An 18,493-nucleotide genomic window follows, 5' to 3' on the forward strand; every position below is an offset into this window, starting at 1 on the left:
CCCCGAAGGAAACCTTATAGAAATATGTTCAGGAAATGACAATAGCAATCAAGCCAAATAATATAATATGATTTTTTAGTCGGCTGCTGAATGGCATAGTCGATTATTATTACCTATCATAATCATAAGAAATCTGTAATTGATCATGGATCATGGCCTCTCCTATACTATAACTAAGTAGCAATGCTACATAATTTCTGAGGAGATGATCGTAATGTCAAAAGCGGTTTTTTATCATGCGGGTTGTCCGATTTGCGTGGATGCGGAGCAGGTGGTGCTCAGGTATCTTGACGAATCAAAACTTAATACGGAGATCGTGCATCTGGGCACGGCCCGGAATCGCATTGAAGAAGCGGAGAGTGCCGGGGTTCAATCTGTTCCTGCTTTGGTGATCGATGGTAATGTGTATCACATCAACTATGGCGCGAGCCTGGAGGATGTCAAAAAAGGTTAACTTTACCTATAGGAAAGGTGCCTGTCTAGGCGCCTTTTCCTTTTTTAAATCAGCTTTTATCTGACCATGTTTACATGTAAAATGGATACAAGAATGAACATGGAAGGTACGAATAGCTATGATATTTGATCCCCAGCACCGCAAAGACAATCGTTCAGCCCGCGTCAGCATGGCTCTCTTTCGGATTTCGCAGGCTATCAAAAAGGTGACACAAGCAGAGAGCGACGCACTGGGGTTATCGCCCGTACAGATTCAAGCGCTGCTGTTTGCGGCATATACCCGAAGCGATGTGGCTACCGTGGGTAATTTTGCTGGCGCCATCGGTACGACCCATGTAACTGCGGTGAAGATTATCAATGGATTGGTCGGTAAAGGGCTAGTCAGCAAAGCGCAAAAGCCCGAGGATCGCCGAGTAACCTTGCTCAATTTGACTGCAGAAGGTAGAGTCATCGTTTCGCAGCTGAACCATTGGGGACGCTCCCTCGAAGAAGCGCTCGGCTCTATTCCGGATGAAGCTTTGGCGGATTTCGAGCTGGGGCTCGGCGCTATTATTTCGGCCATGCAGCAGCGCGGCCAGCTTGTGGTTGCTGAACCCTGCTTAGGCTGCATGCATTTTCATCCGAATGCCGGCGATGCCGCAGCACCTCATTATTGCGGACTTGTCCAAAAATATCTTACCCACGAAGCCTCTCTCCAAGAGTGCCCCGAACATACTCCTTCTATCGAAGTCTGAAAGGAAATGGGTCGACTTTCGTCTCCCCCTTGCCTTATACAGGACTTCATTCCCCTTAAACCATAGGGATAACCTATCAAAATGATATAAATTATTGAATTGAACGATCGATTCCTGCGCTCTATACTAGAGCGAAATACGGAAACCGTCTCCTGAAAGGAATTGAACAAAAATTATGGTTCATCACCGTACCCCCTTATTTACTGCTTTAACCGAGCATGCCAAGCGCAATCCAATTCCGTTCCATATACCCGGCCACAAAAAAGGCGAGGGCATGGAAAACGGGTTTAAAACCTTTTTGGGCGACAATGCCTTGTCCATTGATCTAATCAATATTGCGCCTTTGGATGATTTGCACCAGCCCACCGGAGTGATTGATGAAGCACAGCGCTTGGCTGCATATGCTTTTGGTGCGGATTATTCTTTGTTTTCCGTGCAGGGTACAAGTACCGCGATTATGACGATGATCATGTCGGTTTGCGGCCCGGGCGATAAAATTATCGTGCCGCGGAACCTGCATAAGTCGATTTTGTCGGCGATCATTTTCGCCGGAGCAAAGCCGATCTTTGTTACCCCGGAGCGGGATGCAGATTGGGGCATCGATCATGGTATTTCCGTTCGCTCGGTCAAGAAGGCAATTGAAAGGCATCCGGATGCCAAGGCCGTACTGGTGATCAATCCGACGTATTTCGGGGTATGCACGAATTTAAAGGCGATCGTTGATCTGGCTCACCATTACGGCATACCCGTACTCGTCGACGAGGCGCATGGAGCGCTGCTGCATTTTCACGACAAGCTTCCGTTATCGGCGATGCAGGCCGGCGCAGATATGGCGGCGACAAGCATGCACAAGCTTGGTGGATCATTGACCCAAAGCTCGCTTCTTCACATCAAGAAGGGCATTGTGCAACCGGAAAAAGTACAGGCGATGTTCAGTATGCTGACAACGACCTCCACTTCTTACATTCTGTTAGCCTCCTTGGATGCAGCACGCAAGCAGCTCGCCCTGCAAGGCTGCGAGATGTCGAGTAAAGCAATTCGATTGGCGGAGTACGCCAGAAACCGGATCAATGAAATTCCCGGTCTGTCTTCCTTTGGGAGAGAGATTTTGTGGACGGACGCGGCGTTTGATTTCGATCCTACCAAGCTTACGGTGCATGTTCGGGAGCTTGGAATTACCGGATATGATGCGGAGCAATGGCTGCGAGACCATTACAACATCGAAGTGGAGCTGAGCGATTTATACAATATTCTGTGCTTAATCACGCCGGGCGACTCGAAAGAAACCATAGACTGTCTACTGAACGCTTTAGCTGAGCTCGCTAACGAGCACTACAAGCAACAAGCGGATCTTCAAGCTGTGGATGTCAAATTACCCGAGATTCCGCAGCTGGCCTTAACGCCAAGAGACGCTTTTTACGGGGATGTCGAGCTTATACCTATCGCCCAATCCGCTGGACGCATCATTGCAGAGTCCATCTATGTTTATCCTCCGGGCATTCCTATTTTGCTGCCGGGGGAAGTGATTGCAGAGCAGCATATCCGTTACATTCTGGAGCATTTGGAAGTCGGTCTTCCTGTAAAGGGGCCCGAGGATTTGACGGTTCAAAACGTTAAGGTTGTGGTCGAAGTGAAGGCTATTTTTTAAAGGGAGGAATTGGGAATGAAACACCTGCTCAAACAAGATCCGGCTATAGCCAAAGTGATTCAGCAGGAACTGGAACGACAACGCGACAAAATTGAATTGATTGCTTCGGAGAATTTTGTCAGTGGAGCGATTATGGAGGCGATGGGTACTGTTTTAACCAATAAATACGCGGAAGGCTACCCTGGAAAAAGATTTTACGGCGGCTGTCAGTACGTGGACAGGGTAGAGGATTTGGCCAGGCAAAGAGTGAAGGAACTGTTCGGGGCAGAGCATGCCAACGTGCAGCCCCATTCAGGAGCACAGGCCAATATGGCCGTTTACTTTGCCGCTGTAAACGCCGGGGATACGATTCTCGGCATGAATCTATCGCATGGCGGCCATTTGACGCATGGAAGTCCCGTCAATGCTTCTGGAAAATTATATAACTTTATTCCGTATGGAGTTAATGCTCAGACCTCTCGCATTGATTTTGATGAGGTGCGAAAGTTGGCCCATAAACACAAGCCGCGCATGATCGTCGTAGGGGCAAGCGCCTATCCGCGGACGATTGATTTTGAGCCTTTTGCCCAGATTGCTGAAGAAGTAGGCGCGCTGTTCCTTGTTGATATGGCCCACATTGCGGGGATCGTTGCGGCAGGCTTGCATCCGAATCCAGTGCCCCACGCTCACTTTGTGACAACGACCACTCATAAAACATTGCGCGGGCCGAGAGGCGGGGTTATTTTATGCAAGGAATCGTGGGCGCAAGCCATTGATAAAGCGGTCTTTCCAACGACGCAGGGCGGCCCGCTTATGCATATGATTGCAGCCAAAGCTGTCGCTTTCGAAGAAAATGCCGGGGCTGAATTTAGAATATACATGGAACGCGTCCTGCAGAACGCCAAAATATTGGCGGAAGCATTAATGGCAGAAGGTCTGCACGTCGTTTCCGGAGGAACGGACAATCACCTGATTCTTCTGGATCTTCGCAGCATTGGGCTGACCGGCAAAGAGGCTCAGCAACTGCTAGATGAAATTGGAATTACCGTTAATAAGAACGCTATTCCTTTTGATCCTACAAGCCCGCTTGTCACGAGCGGGATTCGGCTCGGAACTCCTGCGGCTACAACAAGAGGCATGGGGCCGGAGGAAATGAAGGAGATTGCCGGGATCATTGCGACCGCTTTAAAGCATCCGCATCATTCGGCGGTTCACGAGCAATTGAGTGGCAAGGTACAGGAAATTACCTCGCGGTTCTCTTTGTATGAGAAAACAATGAGCTGAAGGAGGAGCAGCCATGACATCCAGCACCAGAAGGAAGGATTCTTACTCTAGAGCAGCCTTCGCTGAGGCCAAAAGCGTGATCCCCGGAGGGGTGAACAGCCCGGTTCGCGCTTTTTCATCGGTCGGCTTACCCCCTGTGTTCATCGCAGGCGGACAAGGCTCGCACGTGTTCGATATCGATGGGAATGAGTTCATAGATTATATCGGCTCGTGGGGGCCGTTGATCTTGGGACATGCTCATCCGGAGGTTGTCGAGGCAATAGGAAAAGCGGCGGCTCAAGGAACAAGCTTTGGCTTGCCCACAGAAATTGAAACGAAAATGGCCACGCTGATCATCGAAAGCGTTCCGTCTATAGATATGGTACGCATGGTGAATTCCGGTACGGAAGCTTCAATGAGTGTCCTACGTTTAGCCAGAGGATTTACGAAGCGGCAAAAAATTGTGAAGTTCCAAGGAGGATATCACGGGCATGCGGATGCTCTGCTCATTAAATCCGGCTCCGGGGTGGCGACCTTGGGCTTGCCAGACAGCCCGGGAGTCCCTGAAAGTGTCGCTGCAAATACAATTACGGTGCCTTATAACAGTATGGCTAGCATTCGTCATACATTCGAACAATTTGGCGACCAAATCGCGGCCGTCATCGTTGAGCCAGTCGCCGGAAATATGGGTGTCGTGCCGCCCTTGCCCGGTTTTCTTCAAGGGTTAAGGGAGATTACCGCGCAGTACGGCAGCCTGCTGATCTTCGATGAGGTCATGACGGGATTCCGGGTGAGCTATCATGGGGCGCAAGGGTTATACGGAATCGAGCCGGATCTTACCTGCCTTGGAAAAGTGATTGGCGGAGGTCTCCCGGTTGGCGCTTATGGCGGCAAGCATGAAATTATGCAGCAGATTGCTCCTGCCGGGCCCATCTATCAAGCCGGAACGTTATCGGGTAATCCGCTCGCCATGACGGCTGGATATACGACTTTGCAATTGCTTGGACAGCCTGGAATCTATGACGAATTGGAAAGAAAAGCAGCTCGGCTGGCAGAAGGCTTTATGCGAAATGCCGAAATGACAGGGATTCCGCTCCAGGTCAATAGGGTAGGTTCGATGCTTTCTATTTTTTTTACGGAACATGACGTCGTGGATTATGAGACAGCTAAACGGTCGAATATGGGGTTGTTTAAACAATACTATGCAGCGATGCTGGATCGTGGCATTTTGACAGCACCTACCCCATATGAAGTCATGTTCATATCGGCTGCCCATTCGGATGAGGATATCGAAGCTACGATTAAAGCCCATTACGAGGTTTTAAAAACGATAGAATTCGTCAAGGAGTGATTTGGTTTGAATATGGCTGAGCCTAGTGACGACGACGCCCTGTTCCCGACCTATACGAAGTATCCCGTCTCGCTAGTCAAAGGGGATGGAAGCCGACTATGGGACGATCAAGGCAAAGAGTATTTGGACTTTATGTCGGGAATTGCGGTATGTAATTTGGGGCATGTGCCCTTGAAAATAAAACGAAGAATTCAGGAACAGCTCGAACAAGTGTGGCATGTATCCAACCTGTTCCATATTCCGAACCAGCAGAAGCTGGCGCAGATGCTCACCGCTCATAGCTGTGCGGATCTCGTCTTTTTTTGCAATAGCGGGGCGGAAGCCAATGAAGCTGCTATCAAATGTGCCAGAAGATATCACCAGCGCGTGCTCGGGAACGGCAGATACGAGATCATTACGTTCGAAAAATCCTTTCATGGGCGCACGATGGCCACATTGACCGCGACGGGGCAGGATAAGGTCAAGGATGGGTTCTTTCCGCTGCCGGAGGGGTTTGCCTATGCACGATATAACAATATTCAATCGGTAGAAAATATAATTACTGAGCGAACCGCAGCGATCATGCTTGAGCTGGTACAGGGGGAGGGTGGCGTTTATGCCGCAGACCCCGAGTTTGTGACTCGGCTCTCCGCGCTATGCAAGGAGCAAGGACTCCTGCTTATGATCGATGAGGTGCAGACGGGGATGGGGCGAACGGGGAAGCTGTTTGCTTACGAGCATTATGGCATCGAACCGGATATCATCACGCTTGCGAAAGGGCTGGCCAACGGATTTCCTATCGGCGCAATGATGGGGAAGAAAAAGCTTCGCGACGCCTTCTCCCCAGGAAGCCATGCGTCGACATTCGGAGGCGCCCCGCTTGCGGCGGCGGCTGGTCTGGCTACACTGGAGACGATACTCGAGGAATGCCTGTGTGAACGCGCGGAGCAGATGGGAGCATATACTTTGCACAGGCTGCGGGAGCAGCTTCAATCTTATTCTATCGTTCAATCCGTAAGGGGCCTCGGTCTATTGATCGGCATTGAATGCCGCGAACCGATTGCCCCCATCATTCAAGAGCTGTTGCAGCATGGACTATTGGTTTTGGCAGCAGGTACTCATGTGATCCGTTTTATACCGAGCTTATATATTTCGAAGGAAGAAATCGACCAAGCCGTGGACATTGTCTCCACCGTGCTGGAGAAGCGTTAGTCCATACTTTTGCTTTTGATCGTAGTAATCAATTGCTCCATAAATACCCGGCTGGCCGCGCATAAATATTTATTTTTCCGATAGACGACCCCGATTTGCGTTGTTGGCACCGGGTTCTGAATCGGAATTATTTGAATATGCGGATGGCTTATGTAGTCGAGATAACCTTTCGGCAAAATGGTGACGCCGAGGCCTTGGGCGACCATATTGATAATCGATTCCATAGTCGTCATTTCCATAATCGGCTGCGGCGTGAATGCAAGGGCCCGGCATTGCTCGTTAATGAGCTGCCGTAGAAAATACGTGCTTGGCAATAAAACACTTGGCGTCTCTTTAAGAATATCAAGCGTCACAAAAGATTCCTGAGCAAGGGGATGATCCGCAGGCAAGGCTAGAGCAAGATTTTCTTTGTAGAGCGGGATCGTTTCAAGATCATCATGCTCCATCGGCAAATATACGATGCCCAAATCGAGCTCATTTTGCAGCAGCCCGTTGTAGATATCTCCGGTTCGCAGACCGAGCACAGACAGCTCCACATTGGGATAGCTGCGATGGAAGCCAATCACGGTTGGGGGGAGCAAGTAATTGACTACCGTCAGCAGCGCGCCGATTTTTAATGAACCTCTTTTCAATCCCTGGATTTCACTGATCGCGGCACGTGCCTGGGAGAGCTCATGAAACACATTGTAGCTGTGGTGCAGCAAGGTCTTGCCCGCTTCGGTAATGACGGTTTTCTTGCCGATGCGATCGAACAGGGGCGTGCCGATTTCGTGCTCCAGCAAACGAATTTGCTGACTTAGCGAGGGCTGGGCGATGCCCAGCTTCTCGGCGGCACGGGTAAAATGCAGCTCATGGCATACGGCCATGAAATACTCCAATTGCCTGAGTTCCATGAATCTTCCTCCTTGAAAAGCCTGTTTTCAAAAAAATAATAGGATGTTTCTATCATTGTAAGACAAATCATATGAAATATCTATATATATGATAAAAGGAGAATGGAGATGAACCAAGTCTATAACTTTAATGCGGGGCCCGCAGGATTGCCTGGGGAAGTGATGCATCAAGTACAGGAGGAGCTCCTTGACCTACAGGGCACCGGTCTATCTGTCCTGGAAATTTCGCATAGAAGCAAGGAATATGAACAAATCAACGACGAAACTCAGCAGCTGTTAAAGGAGCTTCTGCACATTCCCACCAGTTATGAAGTGATGTTTATGCAGGGAGGCGCCAGTACGCAGTTTGCCATGGTGCCAATGAATTTTTTGACCGCAGGACGTGTAGCGAGTTACATTCACAGCGGGACTTGGTCGGGCAAAGCCATAGCAGAAGCGAGAAAAATGGGCGATACGGCAATTGCGGCAAGCTCGGAGGCGGAGCATTTTACAAAGGTTCCCGATTTGCAGGGAATGATGCTCCACCCAGAAACAGCCTATGTTCACCTTACTTCCAATGAAACGATCGCGGGTACCCAATACCGGAACTTTACCGATCCGGGAGAAGTGCCGTTGATTGCAGATATGTCCAGCGATATTTTGTCCCGTCCGGTTGATGTATCTAACTTTGCGCTTATCTATGCCGGCGCTCAGAAGAACCTAGGGCCGTCCGGTGTTACCGTTGTGATCGCTAACCCTGAGCTGCTGAGCAGAATTCCTGCAAATATCCCCGATATTATGAATTATCGAATTCATGCGAACAGTCGCTCGTTGTATAACACGCCGCCTGTGTTTGCCGTGTACATGGTCAATCTTGTGCTGAAATGGATTCGGAATAACGGTGGAGTAAAAGGCATGGAACGGCGCAATCGGCTCAAAGCCGATTTACTGTATAGCACTATCGACCATAGCGGCGGATTTTATGACGGACTGGCTCATAAGGACAGTCGTTCTCTGATGAATGCGACGTTTCGTGTGATGAATGATGAATTGGAACTGCGATTTCTACAAGAAGCGGAGCAAAACGGCTTTGTGGGGTTGAGGGGACATCGGGATGCCGGGCATCTGCGGGCTTCGATCTATAATGCAGTTACGTATGAACAATGTAAAGCTTTGGCGGATTTCATGGTGGATTTTCAACGGCGCTTTGGTTAGAAAATAACCTATAAACTGAAATTTCGGCCCTTCATCGTCGGAATTTCAGTTTATGAAGCATAGTCTGGAACCTTGTATGCGCGGCTGATAATTGGTGCAGAACGATAGGTAAAACCAATCATTATGAGTAAAAACATGCAATTGAACATATGCAAGAAGGCAGGTAATATCAGGTTACAGCTTTTCCAATATTCCATTTTCGGGAGTATAGCCAAATGGTAAGGCGAGGGCTCGCAAAGCCCTAGGTTCTGGTTCGAATCCAGATACTCCCTTCACATGTGTAGGTATGGATTCAAGGATTCAACTGATACGTCCATTTATCGCTACGAATCATAGGGATTAACTATTGTTTTTTTGTGAATGATTGAAAGTTTAATTAAATAAGTTTAGATACTTAAAAATATGGAGGAATGAAAGATGGAAACAGGAACGATTCGAGTCAAACGTGGGATGGCGGAAATGCAAAAAGGCGGTGTCATCATGGACGTGATGAATGCTGAGCAGGCCAAAATTGCGGAAGCGGCTGGAGCTACTGCCGTAATGGCACTAGAAAGAGTGCCGGCGGATATCCGTGCGGCGGGCGGAGTTGCACGGATGGCCGATCCGGTTGTTGTAGAGCAGGTAATGAAGGCTGTATCGATCCCGGTGATGGCGAAAGCGAGAATCGGTCACTATGTAGAAGCCCGAGTGCTTGAAGCCCTGGGCGTGGACTATATCGACGAAAGTGAAGTGTTAACGCCCGCCGATGATATTTTCCATATCGACAAAAATGAGTTTACGATCCCATTTGTTTGCGGGGCCAGGGATTTAGGAGAGGCCTTGCGTCGCATCGGAGAGGGGGCATCGATGATTCGTACCAAAGGGGAGCCGGGAACGGGGAATATTGTCGAGGCTGTACGCCACATGCGCATGATGCTCGGGCAAATACGTAAAGTGCAGGGAATGAGCAAGGATGAACTCATGGTGGAGGCTAAGCAGCTCGGCGCGCCTTACGAATTATTGCTGCAGGTTAAGGAAACGGGGGGATTACCGGTCGTTAACTTTGCCGCTGGAGGGGTGGCTACTCCCGCTGATGCAGCTTTAATGATGATATTGGGAGCTGACGGGGTGTTTGTTGGGTCGGGTATTTTTAAATCGGAGCAGCCGGAGAAATTTGCCCGGGCTATTGTGGAGGCAACGACGCATTATACCGACTTTAAGCGGATTGCAGAAATATCCAAAAATCTGGGCACCCCAATGAAAGGGATAGAAATCTCAAAGCTAGAGGCAGGAGACCATATGCAGGAACGTGGTATATAATAGGAGAGAGGCAGTTGATTCTTGAATTCAAGTCGGAAACGGAAGTGATCCCTAATGGGACAGGGTGAAATTATATCCATCAATGTAGGCAAGCCCGTGCAGGTGCAGTTTAATAATAAGGAAGTATCTACAGGCATATTCAAGACGCCCAGCGATGAACCGCTGTTCTTGTCCTGGTTGAACTTCGATGGGGACGGTCAAGCCGACCTTGTTCACCACGGAGGAAGGGAGAAGGCCGTCTGTGTGTATCCTTATGAACACTATCCCTATTGGGAGAGGGAATTGGATCAGGCGTTGGGATACAGCGCTTTTGGAGAAAATTTAACGACGCGGGGTCTGCTGGAGACGGAGGTTTGCATCGGCGATATTTTTCAGCTGGGGGAAGCGATCGTCCAGGTAAGTCAGCCAAGACAGCCTTGTTTCAAACTATCCGTAAAGTACGGTGCGCCTGACATGCCGTTAAAAGTTCAAAAAACCGGCTACACCGGCTTTTATTTTCGGGTGCTTCAAGAAGGGCTCGTATCCAAATCCGCTGGTTTGATTAGAACCCACCGCCATCCGCTGGGAATTACGGTTTCCTATGCCAATCGCATTATGCATGAGGAGAAGGATAACCTCGACGGGGTCAGAAAGATCCTTGAGGTGGAGGAATTATCGGAAAACTGGCGAAAAACCTTTTTGAAGCGTCTAGCAGGAACTGCGACAGATACCAAGGAAAGATTAACCGGCCAAAAGGGAGAGTAGCTTCTAGCCCCGCCCGATTCTTTATTGCTACCAAGACTACCGTAATAGGATGAACGGATGTATAATCATTGCAAGAAGCTCGCATGACAAGCGTCTCAGCCTAAGATAAGAGCGATCTTAAGGCTGGGGCGTTTTTGCGATGATGAGGATAATTAATTCGAGCTTCATGGAGATGACCATGCCGGCAATATATTGATTGCAGATCAGGACAGTAGCCGGAAATCGATTGGAACGGCTGGAAATCCATGGCGAGGCATCTCTAGATCTCATCCTCGCTAGTGTTGAAGATAATTCCGTAAAATGGAGGATCATGCTATGGCTAACCCTATACATCATCGTGTGGATACTATTTTCATTCATGTAAGCAATTTAAAGAAGGCAGTTCATTGGTACAGCAAGCTTCTGGGCATTGAAGTTCAGAGTGGGGATTTCCCTGGCCCAATTTATTCGCTGCCCATGGGAGAGGGGCGTCCGAGCTTAACCCTAGACAATCATTGTTTCGATGGGGATTACCAATTTGTGCCATCCAATCAGCCTTTATTTAATTTAAGCTGCGAGAATATTCATGAAGCCTATCAGCATGTACAGAACTTAGGCGTAGAAATCGTAACCGAAATTCAAACCTTCCCCGACCTGGCGGAGTTTTCATTCAAAGACCCTGATGGAAATATAATCATGGTTTGTACTTGTTTTAGCTGAGGAGGCCAGAAAAGAATCATGCCCTATAATATTGAAGACAAATTTGTAATTGCAGTCGCTTCTAGTGCTCTATTTGATTTAAGCGAGTCGGATCGCGTATTTCAGGAGAACGGAGAAGATGCCTATAGAAAATATCAGCGGGAAAATGAGCATATCGTACTCGAGACCGGTGTTGCCTATCCTTTAATTAAAAGGCTGCTCAGTATAAATACGGAGGAACCGGAGGATCAGCCGGTAGAGGTCGTTTTGCTGTCCCGTAATGATCCAGATACAGGGCTTCGCGTTTTTAAATCCATAGAGCATTACCAGCTTCCGATCAGTCGAGCCGTGTTTATTGCAGGAAGCAATCCTTTTGAATACATGGAAGCCTTCAATGCATCGATTTTCTTGTCGGGGAATCCTGAGGATGTTAAAGAGGCCGTCGAACAGGGCTTTCCGGCAGGTTGTATTTATCCGACAGATTACATAGATGATGACGAGGATCAGGAGCTTAGAATCGCTTTTGATTTTGATGGCATTATCGCGGACGATTCGGCAGAATCCGTCTTCCAGCAAGGCGGGGAACTGGCGTTATTTCATGATCATGAAAGGTCGAAAGCGGGAGAGTCGCTTCCGCCGGGGCCGTTGTTGAAATTTTTTAAAGAGATATCCAAATTACAAAAAAGAATTTTAGAGAAGTATCCAACAAACGACAAAGACAAGCCTCGAATAAGAATTGCTATCGCCACGGCTCGGAATGCCCCTGCACACGAGAGAGTGATAACGACTCTAAGGAATTTAGATATTAGGGTAGATGAGGCTTTCTTTTTAGGTGGAATTGATAAAGGCAGAGTTCTGCGAATATTCAAGCCGCATATATTCTTCGATGATCAGGTGGGACACATCGAAGGTGTCGCTAGAATTGTTCCCTCTGTTCATGTTCCGTTTGGAATAACAAATGTAATAAGAGACAGGAGTGCTTCGGAGAAAAATCCGCCTCCCTTGGAATAGCATCTGTTCCTGTTAAATATGGGGCTGGAGAGGGAGAGGACTGAACCATGAGAAGAGGAAAAGTAAATGTAATCATCGCTATCGCTGTCAGTAAACGATATTTAAATGCTGTTGGCATCTTCTGAACGGGTACCTATAAACTAGACACTTTGAAAAAGGGTGTTTAGGCTGTGGGTACCTTTTGTTATTGGAGGAACAACCCATAATCTAATGATTGTACGAAGCACGTTGAATTAGGAGTCATTAGCGAACAAAAGATTATGGAGGTTCAGGAGTTTCAATTGGGCATCCATTCTGCCTTCCAACGCTTTGCTGCTGGATGTATAATCATGTTTATATCGTATTAGCTTTTGAACCTTAAATTAGTTAATTAGACATCAAACGACCTGGCCCTATGAGAAGTGTTGATCTAGGAACAGGTCGTTATTTATAGGAGGAAGCCATGGCGGTAACCGTTCAGCTCCAAAACCGAGCTTTCGAATTGCAAACCTTTCATGACTTTGCATGGCTGGATAGCATGGGAGAGATAATTGCGGTATTTGATCAGCAGGATTCCGGTAATATTTCATTTGGAATCAAGCAAGAGGATGGTCAGAAAATTTTTGTGAAATACGCAGGCGCCGAAACCGTGAATTACCAAGGGGATGTGAAGGAAGCCATTTTTCGACTCCAGCAAGCTATGACCGTGTATGATGATTTAATGCATCCAAGCCTAGTGAAACTAGTGACCCATTTTGCAACGAAAGACGGATATGCTGCAGTTTTTGAATGGTTCGACGGGGAGGATCTACATCCGCATTGGTCTTTCCCGCCGCCTGCGAAGTATACAGACCCTGCTTCACCGTATTACCGATATAGGCAGCTTTCCGTAGGACAGCGGCTCTCCTCTTTGGATGAGATTTTTGCGTTTCATGCTGCTGTTGAGCAGAGGGGCTATGTGGCTGTAGATTTTTACGATGGGAGCATCATGTATGATTTTAAATTAAGATCGACTCGAATTTGCGACATTGATTTATATCGGAAGGGCTCTTTTATCAATACCATGGGCAGGATGTGGGGATCTTCCAGATTCATGTCCCCGGAGGAGTTTGAAAAAGGCGCCGTAATCGATGGAATAACCAATGTGTTTCATATGGGAGCCGCGGCTTTTACGCTGCTCGGCGGAGAGCTCGACCGTTCATTGGCAAAATGGGAGGCTGGCCCAGAGCTGTATGAGGTGGCCTTGAAGGCTGTTGGACCGGAGCGGCAGCGCCGATATTCGTCCGTTGCGGAGTTTAATATGGCATGGAAGCAAAGGAGATAGAAGCTTATGAAGATACGCCCTCGCTGATACGGCAAAGTGATATTTGTCGGTCTGCGGGGTTCCTTTTTCTGGTTAAATAGACGGTGGAGCAACTGGATTGGCATCTTGCGGAAATTTTTATCGTATAAAATGCAGGGGCTGACGCCGGATGCATCGTCTATTTATTGAGATATAAGAATTTATAAGCTTCACCCTTATACAAGACTTATATTTCTATGCGAAACGTAGTTGTGCCGTTCATGGGCGGCGTCAGCCGTTTACGCTTGAGAGATTCATATAAAAGGAGTGGAGAACTTGCTTCGTGTAGAGGGCTTGTCCCATGCTTTCAAAAATGGCGGCGAGACCACGCTTGTTCTGCAGAACATCAATTTTCACGTCCGCAAGGGCGAGATGATTGCGCTGCTGGGCAGCTCGGGCTCAGGAAAGTCGACCCTGCTCAATCTGATGGCGGGGCTGATGAAGCCGACCGAAGGCGAAATTTATATCGCCGATCATAACATTGTGAAGATGAACGAGAACAAGCTGGCCGAGTTCCGCCGCGAGCATATCGGTTTTATATTTCAAGCTTATGAGCTGCTGCCGAACTTGACAGTGCGTGAAAATATCGAGATGCCGCTTGTCTTTCAATCTACCCGCCCCTCCGTCCGCAAGCAAAAAGCGCTGCAACTGCTCGAGCAGGTCGGCATTCCGGACAAGGCCGAACTGTTCCCGTCCCAGCTGTCGGGCGGACAGCAGCAGCGGGTCAGCATTGCCCGGTCGCTGATTACTGAGCCTTCGGTCATCTTCGCTGACGAGCCGACCGGGAATCTGGATACGAAGACGGAGGAAGAAATTTTGGCGATCCTTAAGCAGCTCAACCAGACGATGAACACCACCTTTATTATTGTCACGCATGAGCGTGAGGTGGCGCAACAAACGCAGAAGATTATTACGCTGCGGGACGGACAGCTCCAGACATCACAGCCGGTTGTAGATCAGCAAGCGGAAGCAGAGGAGGTACAAGCTTGAGAATCAGCGATCTAACAAGGCTGTCTTGGGATCAGGTGCGGCGACGCAAAGTCGTGACCATGCTGTGCGCAGCCGGCTTGTCCATAGGCTGCGCCGCAATTATATTGGCAATGAGCATCGGCGAATCGACACAACAGATTGTCGAATCCGAGCTGAACAGCTTTCTAAAGATGGATGAGATTACGGTTATGCCTAATTCCGGCGCCATGCCGGGCCAGGGCAACCCCGACCAGGTCAGCGAAGAGGTGAATAACCGCGGGCTGCTGACGGATCAGAAGCTCGCGGTTATGCGCAATATGAAGCATGTAACGGCTGTCGCGCCATATCAGACATTCGATCATTTGCAAATGACGACAGCGGACAGCAAGGAGGGCTTCGTCGAAGTGGTCGCTACGGATCTGACCCGGCTTAAGGACTTTGGCGAGACCTTCGCGCAGGGCAAGGCCGACAGCGTTGATATCAATTCAGTTGTGCTCAGCTACGGCGCCACGATGGGTTTGATGGACGAGGAGACTAGAAACAAACTGTATGAAGCCATGGAACGTTCAGGATATGATCGAAACTCGCAGGAGCAATACCGCAATATGATGGTCATACCGACAGCTATGTACCAGACGCAAATTCAGCTCGTGAAGTATGACGAAAATGGCAAACAGCTAATGAGCACTCCCTTGCAGGTCGTTGGCGTACTGAAGAAGCCCAAGGGCCGCAGCGATATTTCCATCGCCCAGGACAGCAAGATTTACATCTCGATCGAAACGGCCGAGCAGCTGCGAAAAGAGCTGATGCCTTCCTCGGTGCAAAGCAGCACAACTACCTATAACACGGTTAAGGTGAAGGTGGACGCGGAGCAGAACGTAAAGCAGGTCGAGGAGCAGCTGCAGCGGCTTACCGTATCAACCCAGTCGAATCTGCTGCAGAAGGAGCAACTAGAGGAGCAATTCGCCGTGTTCAAGGCGATTGCGATCGGTGCGGGTGTCTTTATTTTGATCATCGCCTCAATCTCCATTATTGTCGCTATGACGATGTCGACCTATCAACGCCGCCGGCAGATCGGCATAATGAAGGTGCTGGGGGCCAATCTATCCCAGATCCGCAATATGTTCATTGTTGAAGCAGCCTTGCTCGGCTTCCTGGGAGGGCTGCTGGGCATTATGTTTTCCTACTGGATCGTATGGGGAATCAACGCACTCATTTTGTCATTGAATAGCGGGGAGTCGGATATATCGATTTTTATCCCGCATACGGCTATTCCGGTCGGGTTGGCCTTTGCGATCATGACAGGCATTATATCGGGCATTTATCCGGCGGTCAGCGCATCGCGGACGGATGCTTTAACCGCGATCAAGCGGGATTAGAGATTTGATATGCGTTCCCATAGTATAAGATGCTCCGCCAAGACGGTGCAACAGAGGTACACGGGGCTGTATCAGAATCGTACGCGGCCTCGCCGCTGCCAATTCTAAGTGGTATGAAAGAAGGAGAGCAGGGAAAGTGAAGAAAAAAATAAAATGGATTATTATCGCCATCATTCTTGCCGGAATCAGCTACTTGCTGTATTCCATGTCGAAGCCTGCCCAGGTCGCCGATCCGGGAATGGACTCCCAAGCCATCACATTCCAGGCAACGAAAGAGACACTGGTTCACACGATACGGGTCAAGGGAAAATCGCTGTATGAGCAGGAGACGCCGGTCTATGCTCCGTTCAGCTCTAAAATAACGGAATGGAAGATTGAGGATGGCCAGCAGGTCAATAAAGACGATGTGCTGTTCAGGCTGGATCAGACCGAGCTGCAGAACCAGATTACGCGTGAGGAAGCGGAGCTTCGCAAAGCCGAGCTGGAAACCCAGCTGCAGTCTTTTGTCGCAGAGTTCGACATCGAGACGGCAGGAGGCGAACTGACCGAAGAGAACCGCAAAAAATTGCTCGTCAACCGGGAGAGTGAGCGGATGACGAAGGAGCTGGAGGACGTGCGACAATCGATTCAGCGTCAGGAGCTGCAGCAGAAAAAACTGAAGCTGCAGGATTCCGAATTCCGCGCTCCGGCCGCGGGCATCTTCCTGTTCGATTCGGCAGCGAAGAAGCCGCAAGTGCTTAGCGACAATCAATATGTTGGCAAGATTGTCGATCTGAGCAAGCTGCAATTTACCGCCCTCGTCGGTGAGCAGGATGTATTCCGGATCAAGCCGGATATGAAAGTGAAAGTGACAATGAGCGCGATGAAGGATGTGCCGCTGACCGGAACTGTGAAGCATGTCTCCAAATTTGCTAAGACGGGAACCGATCAGGACAGCTTGAATAAAGCGGCGCAATTTGAGGTCACCATCTCCCTTGAACCAAGCGAGTATCTGATTGCCGGGTTATCGCTCACCGGCGATATCGAGACTAACCGCAAGGAAAATGTATTGGTTCTTCCGTCGATCGCCGTCATGCGCGATGAGACCTCCGCCTATGTCATGCTGGATAAAGGATCGGGTCAATACGAGCGCAGAGATATCAAGACAGGCCTGGAGACGATGGATAAAACCGAGGTGTTGGAAGGCTTGAAGGAAGGCGACACGGTCGCCTTGCAATAAGTACCGGGCAGCGCTCATTTATTTTAGACGAACCTGGCAGGTAGCTGTCAGGTTCGTCTGTTTATATACTATATATAAGTTGAAGGGAGATAAAGACATATGAATATAAGGGAATTCCGTTTAAGGGATTTGGAGCCATGTGCAGCCCTGTTTATCGAGGTGTTCAACCAAGAGCCATGGAACGACAGATGGTCCGCGGAGAAGGCGGAAATTTATTTGAAGGATTTCACGGCAACGCCTGGATTTATCGGGATTGTTGCAGAGGATAACGAGAATAATCTGGTCGGCTTGATGTTTGGCTGCCGCCGGCAATGGTGGAGTGGTGACGAGTTTTGGATAAATGAAATGTGTGTGGACAGAAGCCTTCAGCAATCTGGGATTGGCTCGGCCATGCTTAGGTATTTGGAAAGTACATTAGCCTGTAAAGGGATCGAGAACATGGTGCTATTGACGAATCGGGGAATACCCGCAGAGGATTTTTACCGCAAAAACGGCTTTGGTGAAATCAGCAGAATTATTTTTCTAGATAAAGGGATTGGGGCTGAATCAAAATGATCATCGATCTATCTCACCTTATCGTGGATGGGATGCCTGTGTTTCCAGGCGATGAAGAGACAGTATTGCTTCACTCGAAGCGCTTCGAAAAAGATCACTACAACAATCACCAATTATCGATCAATATGCACGCGGGGACTCATATCGATGGCCCTATGCATTTGACTGATTCGAACGTATATCTTAATGAACTACCGCTGGATAACTTTATCGGTGAAGGGTGTCTATTGGACGTAAAGGGACAATCAACAATTCATTACAGGGAAGAGTATGAGCGTGCAATCAAGCCTGGTCATATTGTGCTATTGTACACGGGGCACAGCGAGTGCTTTGGAGAAGAGAGGTATTTCACGGATTATCCTGTGTTGACCCTGGACTTTGCTGAGCTGTTAGTCAGAAAGCAGGTAAAAATGATCGGAATAGATACGCCTTCGCCCGATAAGCATCCGTTTGATATCCACAAATACTTGTTTGAGCACCGTATCCCCATCGCCGAAAATCTGACCAACCTGGAGCTGCTAGTGAATGTAAAATCGTTTGAGATCATTGCCCTTCCGCTACATATCAAATCCGACTCATCCCCAGCACGCATCATTGCCCGATTGGTATAAT

Annotated in this window: 18 protein-coding genes and 1 tRNA gene; 18 read left to right on the plus strand and 1 reads right to left on the minus strand. The window is 48.8% G+C overall.

Translation table 11 applies throughout. The features are described 5' to 3' along the window. Positions 1-214: 214 nt before the first annotated feature. The 6 genes from CZ379_RS02350 to CZ379_RS02375 all read left to right on the plus strand — a co-directional run bounded on the left by CZ379_RS02350 (position 215) and on the right by CZ379_RS02375 (position 6,619). On the plus strand, positions 215-454 hold the full coding sequence (locus tag CZ379_RS02350; RefSeq protein ID WP_110930135.1) for a thioredoxin family protein: 240 nt from the start codon (positions 215-217) through the stop codon (positions 452-454). A gap of 118 nt (positions 455-572) precedes the next feature. Further along, positions 573-1,187, plus strand: coding sequence for a MarR family winged helix-turn-helix transcriptional regulator (locus CZ379_RS02355; RefSeq protein WP_110930136.1), 615 nt, complete (start codon positions 573-575; stop codon positions 1,185-1,187). A gap of 175 nt (positions 1,188-1,362) precedes the next feature. Then, complete coding sequence (locus CZ379_RS02360) at positions 1,363-2,835, plus strand: aminotransferase class I/II-fold pyridoxal phosphate-dependent enzyme (protein ID WP_110930137.1); 1,473 nt, start codon at positions 1,363-1,365, stop codon at positions 2,833-2,835. Between the two features lie 15 nt (positions 2,836-2,850). Then, a complete protein-coding gene (locus CZ379_RS02365) occupies positions 2,851-4,098 on the plus strand; it encodes a serine hydroxymethyltransferase (protein ID WP_110930138.1) in 1,248 nt (415 codons plus the stop codon). A 13-nt stretch (positions 4,099-4,111) separates the two neighbouring features. Further along, entirely contained in the window at positions 4,112-5,428 is a 1,317-nt protein-coding gene (gene hemL / locus CZ379_RS02370; protein ID WP_110930139.1) for a glutamate-1-semialdehyde 2,1-aminomutase, read from the plus strand. Between the two features lie 12 nt (positions 5,429-5,440). Next, positions 5,441-6,619, plus strand: a complete 1,179-nt coding sequence (locus tag CZ379_RS02375) for an acetylornithine transaminase (protein ID WP_110930467.1) — start codon at positions 5,441-5,443, stop codon at positions 6,617-6,619. Here CZ379_RS02375 and CZ379_RS02380 read toward each other — a convergent pair. Continuing rightward, a complete protein-coding gene (locus CZ379_RS02380) occupies positions 6,616-7,512 on the minus strand; it encodes a LysR substrate-binding domain-containing protein (RefSeq protein ID WP_110930140.1) in 897 nt (298 codons plus the stop codon). The two genes, CZ379_RS02375 and CZ379_RS02380, sit on opposite strands and share 4 nt — an antisense overlap. Positions 7,513-7,620: 108 nt before the next feature. Here CZ379_RS02380 and serC point away from each other — a divergent pair, with 108 nt between their 5' ends. From serC to CZ379_RS02440, 12 genes are all read left to right on the plus strand, one after another. Further along, positions 7,621-8,706: a 3-phosphoserine/phosphohydroxythreonine transaminase gene (gene serC, locus CZ379_RS02385; protein WP_199925416.1), complete on the plus strand. Its 1,086-nt coding sequence runs from the start codon at positions 7,621-7,623 to the stop codon at positions 8,704-8,706. Positions 8,707-8,907: 201 nt separating this feature from the next. Beyond that, positions 8,908-8,978, plus strand: a tRNA-Cys gene (locus CZ379_RS02390). A 145-nt stretch (positions 8,979-9,123) separates the two neighbouring features. Continuing rightward, complete coding sequence (gene pdxS, locus CZ379_RS02395) at positions 9,124-10,005, plus strand: pyridoxal 5'-phosphate synthase lyase subunit PdxS (RefSeq protein WP_110930142.1); 882 nt, start codon at positions 9,124-9,126, stop codon at positions 10,003-10,005. 54 nt (positions 10,006-10,059) lie between these two features. Next, positions 10,060-10,749, plus strand: coding sequence for an MOSC domain-containing protein (locus tag CZ379_RS02400; RefSeq protein WP_110930143.1), 690 nt, complete (start codon positions 10,060-10,062; stop codon positions 10,747-10,749). Positions 10,750-11,064: 315 nt separating this feature from the next. Then, positions 11,065-11,448 carry a VOC family protein gene (locus tag CZ379_RS02405; RefSeq protein ID WP_110930144.1) on the plus strand — a complete coding sequence of 128 codons (384 nt, stop codon included), beginning with the start codon at positions 11,065-11,067 and terminating at the stop codon, positions 11,446-11,448. Positions 11,449-11,466: 18 nt separating this feature from the next. After that, positions 11,467-12,438: a 5'-nucleotidase gene (locus tag CZ379_RS02410; protein ID WP_110930145.1), complete on the plus strand. Its 972-nt coding sequence runs from the start codon at positions 11,467-11,469 to the stop codon at positions 12,436-12,438. A 442-nt stretch (positions 12,439-12,880) separates the two neighbouring features. Next, positions 12,881-13,741: a serine/threonine-protein kinase gene (locus CZ379_RS02415; RefSeq protein ID WP_110930146.1), complete on the plus strand. Its 861-nt coding sequence runs from the start codon at positions 12,881-12,883 to the stop codon at positions 13,739-13,741. A gap of 294 nt (positions 13,742-14,035) precedes the next feature. Further along, positions 14,036-14,749, plus strand: coding sequence for an ABC transporter ATP-binding protein (locus tag CZ379_RS02420; protein ID WP_110930147.1), 714 nt, complete (start codon positions 14,036-14,038; stop codon positions 14,747-14,749). Next, positions 14,746-16,107 (plus strand): ABC transporter permease, encoded by a 1,362-nt coding sequence (locus CZ379_RS02425; protein WP_110930148.1) that lies wholly within the window; start codon positions 14,746-14,748, stop codon positions 16,105-16,107. The genes CZ379_RS02420 and CZ379_RS02425 overlap by 4 nt, the downstream gene beginning before the upstream one ends. A gap of 136 nt (positions 16,108-16,243) precedes the next feature. Further along, positions 16,244-17,326 (plus strand): efflux RND transporter periplasmic adaptor subunit, encoded by a 1,083-nt coding sequence (locus CZ379_RS02430; protein ID WP_110930149.1) that lies wholly within the window; start codon positions 16,244-16,246, stop codon positions 17,324-17,326. Positions 17,327-17,425: 99 nt separating this feature from the next. After that, a complete protein-coding gene (locus tag CZ379_RS02435; RefSeq protein ID WP_110930150.1) occupies positions 17,426-17,881 on the plus strand; it encodes a GNAT family N-acetyltransferase in 456 nt (151 codons plus the stop codon). Then, positions 17,878-18,492, plus strand: coding sequence for a cyclase family protein (locus tag CZ379_RS02440; RefSeq protein ID WP_199925418.1), 615 nt, complete (start codon positions 17,878-17,880; stop codon positions 18,490-18,492). Before CZ379_RS02435 ends, CZ379_RS02440 begins: the two co-directional genes overlap by 4 nt. The last annotated feature ends 1 nt before the right edge of the window (position 18,493 follow it).

Source organism: Paenibacillus bouchesdurhonensis, from assembly GCF_900155685.1.
GTDB lineage: Bacteria > Bacillota > Bacilli > Paenibacillales > Paenibacillaceae > Fontibacillus > Fontibacillus bouchesdurhonensis.

Coding starts and splice junctions, on each gene's coding strand:
- pdxS (WP_110930142.1), top strand. CDS start 9,124: ATGGAAACAGGAACGATTCGAGTCAAACGTGGGATGGCGGAAATGCAA.
- CZ379_RS02410 (WP_110930145.1), top strand. CDS start 11,467: ATGCCCTATAATATTGAAGACAAATTTGTAATTGCAGTCGCTTCTAGT.
- CZ379_RS02350 (WP_110930135.1), top strand. CDS start 215: ATGTCAAAAGCGGTTTTTTATCATGCGGGTTGTCCGATTTGCGTGGAT.
- CZ379_RS02365 (WP_110930138.1), top strand. CDS start 2,851: ATGAAACACCTGCTCAAACAAGATCCGGCTATAGCCAAAGTGATTCAG.
- CZ379_RS02435 (WP_110930150.1), top strand. CDS start 17,426: ATGAATATAAGGGAATTCCGTTTAAGGGATTTGGAGCCATGTGCAGCC.
- CZ379_RS02380 (WP_110930140.1), bottom strand. CDS start 7,512: ATGGAACTCAGGCAATTGGAGTATTTCATGGCCGTATGCCATGAGCTG.
- CZ379_RS02375 (WP_110930467.1), top strand. CDS start 5,441: ATGGCTGAGCCTAGTGACGACGACGCCCTGTTCCCGACCTATACGAAG.
- hemL (WP_110930139.1), top strand. CDS start 4,112: ATGACATCCAGCACCAGAAGGAAGGATTCTTACTCTAGAGCAGCCTTC.
- CZ379_RS02440 (WP_199925418.1), top strand. CDS start 17,878: ATGATCATCGATCTATCTCACCTTATCGTGGATGGGATGCCTGTGTTT.
- CZ379_RS02355 (WP_110930136.1), top strand. CDS start 573: ATGATATTTGATCCCCAGCACCGCAAAGACAATCGTTCAGCCCGCGTC.
- CZ379_RS02405 (WP_110930144.1), top strand. CDS start 11,065: ATGGCTAACCCTATACATCATCGTGTGGATACTATTTTCATTCATGTA.
- CZ379_RS02400 (WP_110930143.1), top strand. CDS start 10,060: ATGGGACAGGGTGAAATTATATCCATCAATGTAGGCAAGCCCGTGCAG.
- CZ379_RS02360 (WP_110930137.1), top strand. CDS start 1,363: ATGGTTCATCACCGTACCCCCTTATTTACTGCTTTAACCGAGCATGCC.
- CZ379_RS02415 (WP_110930146.1), top strand. CDS start 12,881: ATGGCGGTAACCGTTCAGCTCCAAAACCGAGCTTTCGAATTGCAAACC.
- serC (WP_199925416.1), top strand. CDS start 7,621: ATGAACCAAGTCTATAACTTTAATGCGGGGCCCGCAGGATTGCCTGGG.